This window comes from Brachybacterium sp. EE-P12 (assembly GCF_003711805.1).
Taxonomy (GTDB): Bacteria; Actinomycetota; Actinomycetes; order Actinomycetales; family Dermabacteraceae; genus Brachybacterium.
The window spans coordinates 196,145-207,947 of sequence record NZ_QXCP01000006.1 but is presented as its reverse complement, the minus strand read 5'-3'; the positions used below and the strand labels follow the sequence as shown (position 1 = coordinate 207,947).

General features: G+C 73.9%; 11 protein-coding genes. 2 read left to right on the top strand and 9 right to left on the bottom strand.

Features of this window, described 5'->3' with window-relative positions; all coding sequences use genetic code 11:
• Positions 1-14: 14 nt before the first annotated feature.
• The 3 genes from D1648_RS10425 to D1648_RS18430 all read right to left on the bottom strand — a co-directional run bounded on the left by D1648_RS10425 (position 15) and on the right by D1648_RS18430 (position 4,905).
• The gene (locus D1648_RS10425; protein WP_241155441.1) at positions 15-1,697 is read right to left on the bottom strand and encodes an HNH endonuclease; all 1,683 of its coding nucleotides are present in this window, start codon (positions 1,695-1,697) and stop codon (positions 15-17) included.
• Between the two features lie 396 nt (positions 1,698-2,093).
• Positions 2,094-2,684 (bottom strand): 16S rRNA (guanine(966)-N(2))-methyltransferase RsmD, encoded by a 591-nt coding sequence (gene rsmD / locus D1648_RS10420; protein WP_122941461.1) that lies wholly within the window; start codon positions 2,682-2,684, stop codon positions 2,094-2,096.
• Position 2,685: 1 nt separating this feature from the next.
• Positions 2,686-4,905 (bottom strand): ATP-dependent DNA helicase RecG, encoded by a 2,220-nt coding sequence (locus tag D1648_RS18430; protein WP_122941459.1) that lies wholly within the window; start codon positions 4,903-4,905, stop codon positions 2,686-2,688.
• 266 nt (positions 4,906-5,171) lie between these two features.
• Here D1648_RS18430 and rpmB point away from each other — a divergent pair, with 266 nt between their 5' ends.
• Entirely contained in the window at positions 5,172-5,369 is a 198-nt protein-coding gene (gene rpmB / locus D1648_RS10410; protein WP_082358657.1) for a 50S ribosomal protein L28, read from the top strand.
• 194 nt (positions 5,370-5,563) lie between these two features.
• Here the strand turns inward: rpmB and D1648_RS10405 are convergent, their stop codons facing one another.
• Together D1648_RS10405 and thiL are read right to left on the bottom strand one after the other, a co-directional pair.
• Entirely contained in the window at positions 5,564-6,640 is a 1,077-nt protein-coding gene (locus D1648_RS10405) for an NAD(P)-dependent alcohol dehydrogenase (RefSeq protein ID WP_122941457.1), read from the bottom strand.
• Between the two features lie 86 nt (positions 6,641-6,726).
• Positions 6,727-7,734 (bottom strand): thiamine-phosphate kinase, encoded by a 1,008-nt coding sequence (gene thiL, locus D1648_RS10400; protein WP_122941454.1) that lies wholly within the window; start codon positions 7,732-7,734, stop codon positions 6,727-6,729.
• A 38-nt stretch (positions 7,735-7,772) separates the two neighbouring features.
• Here thiL and D1648_RS10395 point away from each other — a divergent pair, with 38 nt between their 5' ends.
• Entirely contained in the window at positions 7,773-8,282 is a 510-nt protein-coding gene (locus tag D1648_RS10395; RefSeq protein WP_122941452.1) for a DUF3515 family protein, read from the top strand.
• 10 nt (positions 8,283-8,292) lie between these two features.
• Here D1648_RS10395 and D1648_RS10390 read toward each other — a convergent pair whose 3' ends face one another.
• The 4 genes from D1648_RS10390 to D1648_RS10375 are packed head-to-tail and all read right to left on the bottom strand — an operon-like array spanning position 8,293 to position 11,801.
• Entirely contained in the window at positions 8,293-9,408 is a 1,116-nt protein-coding gene (locus tag D1648_RS10390) for a D-alanine--D-alanine ligase family protein (protein WP_122941450.1), read from the bottom strand.
• A 13-nt stretch (positions 9,409-9,421) separates the two neighbouring features.
• Positions 9,422-10,420, bottom strand: coding sequence for an NAD(P)H-dependent glycerol-3-phosphate dehydrogenase (locus tag D1648_RS10385; protein ID WP_122941448.1), 999 nt, complete (start codon positions 10,418-10,420; stop codon positions 9,422-9,424).
• A complete protein-coding gene (locus D1648_RS10380) occupies positions 10,417-11,220 on the bottom strand; it encodes a 1-acyl-sn-glycerol-3-phosphate acyltransferase (protein ID WP_164518676.1) in 804 nt (267 codons plus the stop codon). Before D1648_RS10380 ends, D1648_RS10385 begins: the two co-directional genes overlap by 4 nt.
• A complete protein-coding gene (locus D1648_RS10375; RefSeq protein ID WP_122941444.1) occupies positions 11,220-11,801 on the bottom strand; it encodes a hypothetical protein in 582 nt (193 codons plus the stop codon). The genes D1648_RS10380 and D1648_RS10375 overlap by 1 nt, the downstream gene beginning before the upstream one ends.
• Positions 11,802-11,803 lie beyond the last annotated feature (2 nt).

Below are 11,803 nucleotides of genomic sequence, written 5' to 3'. Positions count from 1 at the left end.
GGGTACGTGCGGCGTCAGAAGGGCGGCGGGCCGACGCCGTCGCGCGGGTCGAGCCCCGGCGGGCCGGGATCGTCGGGCCCGCCGGTGTCCGGGCGGGACCAGTACTCCATCACGTGCTCGCCCCAGCGCATCTCCTCGGCGTGGTCGGCGCGGTCCTGCTCGGTCTCGGCGAACTCGCCCTGGCGCTCCATCGCCTCGAGCTGCTGGTCGGTGAGATACCGGTCCCAGGCCGCCTCGAGCTGCTCGGCGAGCTCGCGCGTGACGAGGTCACCGCCGGTTCTCGCGTCGCAGACGGCGAGGCCGCCGATCCTCCACCGGGTCACCCCGGTGGACTCGTCCCGCTCCGGGTCGAGCAGGCCTGCGGTCTTCATGCGGTGGTGGATGCGGCAGAGCCGGTGGAGGTTGCCGATCTCGGTGGGCCCGCCGCGGGCGGGATGCTCGTGGTCGAACTCCTCGATGTGGTCGCTCTCGCCGACGGTCATGACGTTGCGGGAGCAGCCGGGGAGCGCGCAGACCGGATCGATCAGGCGCAGGTTCTCGGCCATCGCGCGGCTGACGCGGTAGGTCTTCGAGGCGGCGTGGTGGTATTCGCCGGTCGCGGCGTCGGCGAGCACGCGCTCGAAGGCGGGCGCCTTGGCGACGAGCTCCCGCGCCATGCGCGCGGGGATCGGGATGGTGCCGTCGAGGGTCGCGGGCGCATGGGAGAGACCGAGCAGGGAGAGCACCGGCACGACCACGGAGAGGCGGAAGGCCGGCTCGGGGACCTCGATGCTGCCGGTGCCGAGCTCCGTGCGGGTGAGGATCGCGTAGCGCAGCGCCGACAGCGACAGGTGCCGTCCCTGTGCGGCCGCCTCCCCGTCGAGGTCGAAGGGGACCGCGGTGCCGGACTCGAGAGCGCGGCGCTGCGCGTCCTGGACGGCACGGGCGGCCGCGTCCAGACGCTGCCCGAGGGCGAGGATCTCCGGGGCGGGGCCCACGACGGAGAGGCAGGCGGTGCCGTCGCCGTCCTCGGACGGGCGCACGAACACCCCGCGCTGCTCCTGAGACGTCTCCCGCACGGCGGCATGGCCGAACCAGCCGATGAGCAGACGGAGCTCGCGGTAGAAGCGCTCGACGTCGATGGCCTCGAGCTGCCAGGCGGCCACCCGTTCGTCGACCTGCCGGCGCTGATGCGCGGTCAGTCGCAGGACGCTGCGCAGGAGCCATTCGAACCAGTCGACGGGAAGCTCCCCCTCACCGACGCGGGCGAAGCAGGCGGGCAGGTCGGTGACCGCGACGTGGGCGTCGCGCAGCCGGTTCTCGCCGCGGCCGAGCTTCGTGCGCAGACCGACCGCGGCGCCGAGGGCGTTCAGGGCCTTCTCGTCTCCGCCATCGTCCTCGCACCAGAGGGAGGCGAGGTCCTGCATCTCGGCGACGTAGAGCGCGGCGTGCTGCTCGCGGCGGCGACGGTAGATGCGCAGCACGGTCTCGGCCTCGGCCGTGTGCGGGGCGAGGTCCGCGCGCTCGACGAGCGACTGCGGGGTGAGGGGGCGGCGTGCGCGGACGGGCCGACGGGGCGGCCCGGTCAGGTCGAAACGTTCGGCGGCAGCGGTGGCGTGCGTGGCGCCTGCGGCGCCAGCGGTGCCGTCGGGAATTGCGGTGCCGTCGGCGACATCAGCAGCATCGAAGAGATCCGGGGCGTAGACGTCGTATCCCATGATCCCTCCCTTCCTGTGCTCGCCACCGCGCAGACTCGCCTGCGTACTCGCGTGGACTATTCGACGTGCGCACCATTTTAGAACACCCTCACGACAATCGCCAGCATTTCAGCGCATCCCGCTCAGAATGTGGATAACCATGGGGTGTGGAGGAATACTCCGCCCACATTCACAATGAACCCACATTCTGTGGATACCAGCCGTTCACCTGGCGTGATGGTGGCGAAGATGTGGATGGCGATCACGGGAGGACCCGCACGGCATGATCGGCCACAGGACATCACCTCCGGCATCCACACCGGTCAGGACGGAATGCATTCCTGCGGCACCGCGCGCGGCACATTCTTCGCCGCGGCGCAAGAGGCGGGCGGAAATGTGGATGGCGGCGGGCGGAGCTCAGCGTCCTGCGACCGCCTCGCCGCCGCCCTCCACACCCACCGGCCCGCCGAACTGGAGCACGGTCTCGCCGTAGGACTTCGTGCCGTCGTCGGCCCAGCCCTCGGGCCAGCGGAGCGGGCGGCTGCGCGAGGAGCGCTCGAGGACCACGAGAGCGTCGTCGGTCAGGGCCGGGCGGAGCATGACGAGCAGCTGCTCGAGCTCCTCGGTCGCGACCTCGTAGGGCGGGTCGAGGAAGACGAGGGTCGCGCCGTGCCCGGCGAGGCCGGCCGCGGCGGCGGCCGCCTTCCCGGCACGCACGTCGACCTGCGCCGCGAGGCCCAGCTGGGCGGCGGTGCGGCGCAGCTGCCGCGCCGTCGGCCCGTGGAGCTCGACGAGGACGGCATGCGCGGCGCCCCGCGAGAGGGACTCGAGCGCCAGCGCGCCGGTGCCCGCGTAGAGGTCGAGCACCCGCGCGCCGTCGAGCGCGTCCCAGCCGTCGAGCCGGCTGAACAGCGCCTCTCGCACCCGGTCCGAGGTGGGGCGGGTGCCCTTCCCGGGCGGGCCGGGGATGGTGCGTCCTCCGAGGGTGCCGGAGATGATCCGCGGCATGTCAGCTCCTCTCCACGTCGGGATCGGCGTCGCGCAGCCGGTTCGCGACAGCGGCGGCGAGGTCCGGATGGTCCTCGAGATCGGGGTCGCCGCCGACGAGGGCGAAGGCCTCTTCACGGGCGACCTCGATCCAGCGCGCATCGCGCAGCACGTCGAGATGCTTCAGGGTGCGCTGCAGGCCGGACTGCTCCTCCCCCACGAGATCGCCCGCGCCGCGGCGGCGCAGGTCGAGCTCGGCCAGGGCGAAGCCGTCGGGCGCATCGGCGATCGCGCGCAGGTGGCGGGAGTGCTCCTGGTCGACGACTGCGCTGGTGTCGAAGAAGGCGATGCCGGGGTGCTCGCCGCGGCCCACGCGGCCGCGCAGCTGGTGGAGCTGGGAGACGCCGAAGCGCTCCGCGTCCAGCACGATCATCACCGAGGCGTTCGGGATGTCGACGCCCACCTCGATCACGGTGGTGGAGACCAGCACGTCGAGCTCGCCGCGCACCATCTGGTCCATCACCTGCGCCTTCTCCTCGCCGCCGAGCCGACCGTGGAGCACCCCGATCCGGGCGCCGGCGAGCTCGGGGCGGGAGGCGAGGCGCTCGGCGGTCTGGGTGACGCCGCGGGCGGGCTCGAGGGCGGGGGGCTGCTCCTTGCCGTGCTCGTCGAGGACGGGCGGGGCGGGGGCGTCATCGGCCGCGTCGTCCTCGTCGATGCGGGCGCAGACGACGAAGACCTGTCGGCCCTCGCGGATCTCCTCCCCGGCGCGCTGCCACATGCGCTGCTCCCAGGCGGGGAGCTTCTCGTGGACCACGAAGCTCTCGACCCCGGCGCGGCGGCCGGGGCTCTCGGCGAGGGTGAGCACGTCGAGGTCGCCGACGGTGGCCAGCGCGGCGGTGCGCGGGATCGGCGTCGCCGTCATCACCACGACGTGCGGGCTCATGCCCTCGGGACCCTTGGCGCGCAGCCGACGGCGGTGGTCGACGCCGAAGCGGTGCTGCTCGTCGATGACGGCCAGGCCCAGGGAGGCGAACTCGACGCCCTCGGTGAGCAGGGCGTGGGTGCCCACCACGATCCCGGCCTGGCCGGAGGTGACGTCCAGCAGGGTCTCGCGGCGGGCGGAGGTGCGCTGGGATCCGGTGAGCAGGCGCACCCGCGTGGCCTCCGGCGGGGCGTCGAGCTGGCCGGCGCGGCCGAGGGCGCCGAGGAGCTCGAGCACGGTGCGGTGGTGCTGCTCGGCGAGGACCTCGGTGGGGGCGAGCAGCACGGCCTGGTGGCCGGAGTCGACGGCGCGGAGCATGGCGCGCAGGGCGATGACCGTCTTGCCGGAGCCGACGTCGCCCTGGAGCAGGGCGCTGGTGGGGTGGCCGTTGCCGATCCTCTCGGCGAGGCGGTCGCCGATCTCGCGCTGGCCGTCGGTGAGGGTGAAGGGCAGGCGCTCGTCGAAGAGCTGCTGGAGGGGTCCCGCCTCGCGCAGGCGCGGGGCGGGGGTGCGCTCGTCCTGGGCGCGGCGCTGGGCGAAGATCGTCTGCAGCACGAAGGCCTCCTCGAAGCGCAGATGGGCCATGCCGCGGCGGGCGTCCTCCATGGTCAGCGGGGCATGGACGAGGCGCACCGCCTCGGGGAGGGAGGGCAGGCCGCGGCGTCCCAGCACCTCCTCCGGGACGGCTCTCGTGATCGTGTCCGCGAACTCGAGACCCTTCTCCATCGCCGAGCGCATCGTGGCCAGGGCGATGTTCTGCTTCAGCGGGTAGACGGGGCGGGGACGCTGCGCCCAGGCGCGGCCCTCCTCGGTGTCCTCGACGGGCTCGAAGGCGGGGTGGGTGAGCTGGAGCGCGTCGCGGTACTGGTCCCGGCCCACCGCGCCGTGCACGCAGATGGTGGCGCCGACGGGGAGACGCTTCTCGTACCACTCGACGTGGTGCTGCTTGGGCAGGAAGAAGGTCAGCGGCAGCACGTCGGAGCCGTCGGAGACCTCGGCCTCGAGGATGAAGCCGTACCGGCTGCGCATCTGCCGGGAGCGGACGGACTCGACCCGGACGATCGCGCTGACCTCCTCCCCCTCGGAGATCTCGCGCAGCGAGCGCAGCGGAGCGGGGATGACGTAGCGGCGCGGGACGAAGCGCAGCATCGCCTCGAGATCGCGCACGCCGAAGGACGCCATCGCCTTGGACTCCTTGGAGACCAGCAGCTCCGACAGGGGCATCGCACCGCGCGTGGTGCTGGTCCTCCTGGCCATCGCGTCCTCTCCTCGTCCCGTGCAGTGCTCGCAGCGCGCCGCCGCGGACCCATCGTGCCATCGCCCTGGGACATCGTGAGGGAATCCACAGCGTCGTGGACGAGCCCCTCCCTTCAGGCTCCCGGGCTTCTGAGCTATGATTCCGTGGTTGCCCTGACCGCCGGGGGCTCGCACCTCCGTGCTCACCCAGGTCACCGACCCCGCCGTTCCGGCGCGGGGGTGGAGCGGGCACCGCGATCAGAACATCGACGTACCAGGAGACGACAGTGGCTGCTTCCACGTGTGACATCTGCGCCAAGAGCCCGCGCTTCGGCAAGGCCGTGTCCCACTCGCACCGCCGCACCTCGCGTCGCTGGAACCCGAACATCCAGTCGGTCCGCACTGTGATCAACGGCACCAGCAAGCGCGTGAACGTGTGCACCTCCTGCCTCAAGGCAGGCAAGGTCAGCACGCTCGGTGCCTGAGCGAGACCGCAAGGACTCATCTCTCGAGAGCCCCCGCCCGATCGGGTGGGGGCTCTCGTGCATCCGGACGCGCTCGCCCGTGCTGGGATCGACGATGGCCGAGGACACAGCTCCTGACGGCTGTTCTCGACGACAAAGCGGGGAGGGGCTGACCCGGGATCGGGCACCCTCTCCCCGCTGCCGTCGGCCCGGGCTCAGACCGCCGCGGCGCCTGCGAAGGTCGCGGTGTCGATGACGGCGCGGAAGTGCACGTCGCCGGCGACCACCCGGTCGTAGGCCGCGTCTGCCTCGTCCACCGAGATCGTCTCGATCTTCGCGGCGATCCCGTGCTCGGAGCAGAAGTCGAGCATCTCCTGGGTCTCGGCGATGCCGCCGATGTTGGAGCCGGCCAGGACCTTGCCGCCGCCGATGAGGGAGCCGAAGCTGAGGGACTGCTTCTCGGGCGGCAGACCCACCACGGCCATCACGCCGCGCGGGGCGAGCAGGCTCAGGTAGCGGTCCACCGGGATGTCGGCGCTGATGGTGTTGAGGATGAGGTCGAACTCGCCGCGATGGGCGCGGAAGAAGCCCTCGTCGCTCGTGGCGAGCACACGCTTCGCGCCGAGGGCGAGGGCGTCGGCCTCCTTGCGCAGGGTGCGGGAGAGGACGGTGACCTCGGCACCCATCGCCGCGGCGATCTGGACGCCCATGTGGCCGAGCCCGCCGAGGCCGAGGACGGCCACGCGCTTGGCGCGGCCGGCGACCTGCTCGCCGGCGCCCCAGCGGCGCAGCGGGGCGTAGGTGGTGATCCCGGCGCAGAGCAGCGGAGCGGCCTGATCGAAGGGCAGCGCGTCCGGGACGCGGCACACGAAGCGCTCGTTGACGACGACCTTCTCGGCGTAGCCGCCCTGGGTGATGGTGCCGTCGACGTCGGTCGCGTTGTAGGTGCCGACGTTGCCCTCAAGGCAGTTCTGCTCCTGGTCGGCGAGGCACTCCTCGCACCTCCCGCAGGAGTTCACGAGGCAGCCCACGCCCACGCGGTCCCCGACCTTCCAGTCCGTGACGTCGGCGCCGACGGCCGAGACGGTGCCGGCGATCTCGTGGCCGACGGTCAGCGGGAAGTGCGCCTCGCCCCACTCGTTGCGGATGGTGTGGATGTCGCTGTGGCAGATCCCGGCGGCCTCGATGTCGATGACGACGTCATCGGGCCGCGGGTCGCGCCGCTCGATCGTGGTGACGCGGAACGGCTGATCGGGTCCGGTCTTCTGCAGGGCCTTGACGGTGATCGGCATGGGGTCTCCTCCGACGGTCGCGGGTCGGGCGCGGTCGCGCCGCGGGCCAGCATAGACCGCACTCGCCACCGCCCGCCGCGCGCCGTTCAGCCGAAGTGGTCGAAGCCCTCGCCGGGGATGGACGCGCCGTCGAGCGTGACGGCCGGCGCGGTCTCGTCGGCGGCGAGCACCCGGCCGATCGCGCGGAATCCGGCGGGGATCGCGCCCGGGGCGAAGCAGGCGAGCATCGCATGCTCCTCGGCGCCGTGGAGCACCCATGACCACGGGTCCTCGCCGAGCTCGGCGGCGAGCGGGGCGAGGTCCTCGACATCCGGCGCGAGAGCCTCACGGTCGAGGTCGATCCGCACCGCGGAGGCGTCGGCGAGGCGGCCGCCGTCGCGGACCAGCCCGTCCGAGAGATCCATCATGGCGTGCGCGCCGCGGCCGGCGCCCCAGCCCAGGGAGAGATCGACCACCGGGGCGTCGTGGTGGCGGACGAGGTCCGCGGTGCCGGGGGCGTGAAGTCCCTCGAGGGCGATCCGGCCCTCGGCGTCGACCTCCGCGCGGCCGTCGAGCACCACGGCGAGGCCCGCGGCGGAACGTCCCAGACGCTCGGTGCCGATCGCGAGGACGTCGCCGGGGCGGGCGCCGGAGCGCAGCACGGGCGCGGCGCCGGGATCGAGGGCTCCCATCGCGGTCACCGCGAGGGTGAGGCGGTCGGCGCGGCCCAGGTCGCCGCCGACGAGCATCGCGCCGTCGGCGCCGGCGCGCTCGGCGAGCCCTGCGCTGAGCTCGGTGAACACCTCGCGCGGTGTCCCGGCGGGGGCGGAGAGCGCGACGACGAGGGCGAGGGGGCGGGCGCCCATCGCGGCGACGTCGGCGAGGTTCTGCACGGCAGCCTTCGCGCCGATCCAGCGCGGGCGGGTGGCCCCGGGGAGGAAGTCGTGCCCCTCGACGAGCGCGTCGGTCGTGACGACGAGGCGGTCCGAGGGCAGGCGCACCACGGCCGCGTCGTCGCCGGGACCGATCTCGACGTGCTCGGCAGTCGGCAGCTGCGGGAGCACGGCGGCGAGGATCGCGGCCTCGGAGAGGCGGGGCGGGACGGGGGCGGTCATCGTCCCAGTCTGCCGGATCGCGCGGGTAGGCTCGGCGCGTGCTCCTCCGACGACTCGCCGTGCTCCCCGTCTCCGCACTGCTCGCGCTCGGCCTCGCCTCCTGCGGCACCGTGCGGGTGCCGGCCGGGGAGGCGGCCGCGGACCCGGTCTGCGCCGACATCGTGCTCGGCGCGCCGCCGCAGGTGCTCGGGATGGACCGGGTGGAGACCTCGAGCCAGGGCACGGTCGCCTGGGGCGAGGGCGAGGACACCGTGGTGATGCGCTGCGGCGTGACCCCACCCGGGCCCACCACCGATCAGTGCACCACCCTCGCCGACGAGAACGGCACCGAGGTGGACTGGATCGTGCGCGAGGGCGAGGACGACACCTTCCTGTACACGACCTACGGTCGCGAGCCGGCGATCGACGTGTCGGTACCGCGCTCGGCCGCGCCGGACCAGCCCTCGGCCGCGCCGCTCGACCTCACCCAGGTGGTCACCCGGAACATCGAGGCGACCGACTTCTGCCTGGGCCCCGGGGACGAGGGCTACGAGGCGCCCGAGGGCTGAACCGACCCTGTCAGCGCTGGCCGAGGCGGCGCGAGGCGGCCTGGTCCACGAGGTCCGCGATGAGCTCGGCGTACGTGAGCCCCATCGACTCCCACAGCACCGGGAACATCGAGTACGGGGTGAAGCCCGGCATCGTGTTGACCTCGTTGACGAGGATCCGGTGGTCGGCGGTGACGAACATGTCCACGCGGGCGAGCCCCTCGAGTGCGAGGGCGCCGAAGGCGCGGCGGGCGATCTCGCGGGCCTCCTCGAGCACCCCGTCGGGCAGGCCCGCGGGCACGTCGATGCTCACGGTGCCCTTGCCGAAGTACTTCGCCTCGTAGTCGTAGAAGTCGAGGTCCGCGCCCACTTTCACCTCACCGGGGAGCGTGGTGCGGGGCTCGCCGCCGTCACGGGCCTGGAGCACGCCGCACTCGATCTCCCGGGCGATGATCCCCTCCTCGACGAGGACCTTGGGATCCTCCGCGAAGGCGGTCTTCATCGCGACCTCGAGCTGCGAGACCTCCTCGACGCGGCTCACGCCGAGGCTCGAGCCGGCGCGGGCGGGCTTGACGAACCAGGGCCGGGGGTGGTGCTTCTCGAGGTGGGCGAGGACCTGGTCCGCGCCGGCCGCCCAGCGGTCCTCGTGCACGACGATCCCGGGGGCGCACTCGATGCCCGCAGCGCGCAGGGCGATCTTGGTCGCGGCCTTGTCCATCGAGGTGGCCGAGCCGAGCACCCCGGAGCCGACGTAGGGGATGTCGAGCAGGTCGAGCATGCCCTGGACGGTGCCGTCCTCGCCGTACGGGCCGTGCAGGAGCGGCCAGAGGACGTCGACCTCGGCGAGGGGCTCGACGCGCCCGTCGCGCACGATGCGCAGGGCGGTGCGCTCCCCGGCGCGGTGGGCGGAGGCGGGCAGCAGCACCTCGTCGCCGCCCGGGGAGACCTCGGGGGCGCGGCCGTCGACCATCGTCCAGTCCGAGGGGTCGTCGGAGACGTGGACCCAGCGGCCCTCGCGGGTGATGCCGATCGCGACGACGTCGAAGCGGGTGCGGTCGATCGCGGCCAGGATGCCGCCGGCGGTGATGCACGAGATGCCGTGCTCGCCGCTGCGGCCCCCGAACAGGAGGGCGACGGTGGTGCTCATAGGGCGAGGGTAGTCACTCCGGCCGCACGGAGCGTGACAGCAGGGCCGTGGTGACCTCGTCGATCCGTGCGCCGTGGTCCACGACGGCGACCACCGCGCGGGTGATCGGCATGTCCACGTCGTGCCGGGCGGCGATCTCGGCGACGGCGCGGGCGGTCGCGACGCCCTCGGCGGTCTGGCCCACCTCCCGCGCGGCCGCGTCGACGTCGAGCCCGCGGCCGAGGGCGAGGCCCAGGCGGTGGTTGCGGCTCAGCGGCGAGGAGCAGGTCGCGACGAGGTCGCCCATCCCCGCCAGGCCCGAGAAGGTCTCGCGGCGGCCGCCGAGGGCGACGCCGAGCCGGGTGATCTCCGCGAGGCCCCGGGTGATGAGGGAGGCGGTGGTGTTGTGACCGTGGCCGAGCCCGGTCGCGGCGCCCACGGCGATCGCGATGACGTTCTTCACGGCCCCGGCGATCTCCACCCCGACCACGTCGGTGGAGGTGTAGGCGCGCAGATAGGGGGCGGCGCACCAGGTGGCGAAGGTCTCCGCGAGAGCGGCGCTCGGGGCGGCGACGACGCTCCCGCAGGGGCGGCGCTCGGCGATCTCGCCGGAGAGGTTCGGGCCGGAGAGCACGCCGACGAGCGAGGGGTCCGCTCCCCCGGCACCCACGAGGATCTCGCTGATGCGGGCGTCGGTGCCGCGCTCGATGCCCTTGGTGAGGGAGAGCACGGGCACGGCGGGCAGCTCGGGCCACGGCTCGAGGGTCGCGCGCATCGACTGGGCCGGGATCGCGACGACGACGCCGTCGGCCTCCTCGAGCGCCTCGGCGACGTCCGCGGTGGCGCGGAGGGTCTCGGGCAGCGGGTGATCGCCCAGGTACGCGCTGTTGCGATGGTCGCGGTCGATCTCGCGGGCGACCTCCTCGCGGCGCGCCCAGAGGGTCACCTCGGCGCCGCCGTCGGCGAGGACCTGCGCGAAGGTGGTCCCCCAGGAGCCGGCGCCCAGGACGGCCAGGTGCGGTGCGGTGCTCATCGGGCGGGCTCCTCCGGGGCGCGGAACCCCTGCTGGGGGCGCCCGATCTCGGGGCGGTGGGCGTCGGCGCGCGGGTCGTGCAGCACCGCGGGCGGGGTGAGGCCTCGCAGCTGCCCGAGCAGCGTCGCGATGCGGGTCATGAGGTCCTCGGTGACGCGCCCGGCGGCCTCGTGCTCGCTCTCCCCCTCGGCCGCGGCGACGGTGTACGGGGCGCCGACGAGCATGCGCACGCGGCGGCCGCGCGCAGGGCGCGGCAGCGGGGAGCCGACGGGCCACAGCCCCCGCCCGCCCCAGGTCGCGATCGGCAGGAGCGGCGCGCCGGTGGCGAGCGCGAGCCGGGCCGCGCCGAGGCGGCCCTGCATGGGCCAGAGCGCGGGATCGCGCGTGTAGGTGCCCTCGGGGAAGACCATCAGCAGCTCGCCGCGGTCCAGGGCGGCACGGGCCGCGGCCAGGGCGTCGCGGGAGCGGGAGGTGCCGCGCCGCACGGGGATCTGCCGGGCGCCGCGCAGCAGCGCGCCGAGCACGGGCACGCGGAACAGCGACTCCTTGGCGAGGAAGCGCGGGGCGATGCCGGAGGCCTGCAGGAGGTGGCCGTAGGCGAGGGGGTCGACGGCGCTGAGGTGGTTGCCGCAGGCGATCACGGGACCTGTCGCGGGGAAGTTCTCCGTGCCCTGCCACTGCGGGCGGGTCAGGGCCGCGACCAGGGGGCGCAGCGGGAGCTGCGCGAGGTCGATGACGAGTCCTGCCCGGCGGGCGGGCTCGCGGGCGGTGCCCACGTCCCAGCTGCGCAGCAGGGACATCAGCGATCCGTCGAGGGGCCCCGGCCGAGGGCCCGGCGGGAGACCTGGCCGGTGAGGGAGGCGGCACGGGGATCGCCCGCCAGCGCGCGCCTGCGGATCGTGGTCGGCGCCCGACGGGCGAGGGTGTTCACCGCGGCGGCGTGCATCAGCCGGCGCGGGGCGAAGGCGAGGCGGCCGCGCACCGAGCGGTACTTCACGGCGGTGGTGACCTGGAGCAGCTCGCCGCCGGGCAGGAGGGCCACGCCGATGCGGACGGTGAGCTTCTCGTCGTCGTCCACGATCAGCGCCTCGGAGCCCACGACCTCGTCGGCCACGAACTCCTTCTGCGGCGGCGGGACCATGTCGAACAGCCGCACCGCCTCGTCGCGCAGGGCGCGCAGGCCGCGGGAGGTCAGCGGCGAGTTCTCGTGGGCGAAGATCGCCTCGGCCCAGACCCGCGGATCGGGCTCCTCGACGCCTCCGGTGGGGACGACGACCACGTCGCAGTAGTCCGGGATCGGGATGTCGCGCAGGGCGAGGGAGCCGGTCGCGCCGGCGATCGGGGCGGAGGTGCTGACCTCCGGGGGGTTCTCCTCGGGCATGC